Source organism: Mesorhizobium sp. M8A.F.Ca.ET.207.01.1.1, from assembly GCF_004794715.1.
Taxonomy (GTDB): domain Bacteria; phylum Pseudomonadota; class Alphaproteobacteria; order Rhizobiales; family Rhizobiaceae; genus Mesorhizobium.
The window spans coordinates 1-370 of the sequence record NZ_SRUS01000219.1; the positions used below are offsets into that span (position 1 = coordinate 1).

1 protein-coding gene is annotated in these 370 nt (G+C 70.8%); it reads left to right on the forward strand.

Annotation, left to right across the window (positions count from 1 at the left end; genetic code table 11):
* Positions 1–15 precede the first annotated feature (15 nt).
* Positions 16–370: STN domain-containing protein (locus EN850_RS34255; RefSeq protein ID WP_210238033.1), on the forward strand; the 355-nt coding region annotated here is incomplete at its 3' end.

Below are 370 nucleotides of genomic sequence, written 5' to 3' on the forward strand. Positions count from 1 at the left end.
AGCGGGTGGTCGGTGATGTACCCGGGCGACCTTGCCGCCGGGCGCAGCAGCTATCCGCTGCACGCCAACCTGCCGCCGCTGCCGGCACTGCGGGTGCTGCTGCAGGGCTCCGGTATCGAGGCCGAGGTGATCGGCGAGCAGCGTGTGGTGCTGCGCCGGGGCACGCCCTTGGCGACCGGCCCCGAAGTTGGTGCTGAACTCCCTGAGGCCGAGCGTCGGCGTCGCTACGGTGGCCTGCAGCTGCGCCTGCGTGCGGCGTTCTGTGACGACCCGAAGATCGCGCCCGGCCGCTACGCCGCCCCGCTGCGCTTACGCATAAACCGCGAAGGACAAGTGCACGAGCACCCGCTGCTGTGCGGCAGTGACAAAG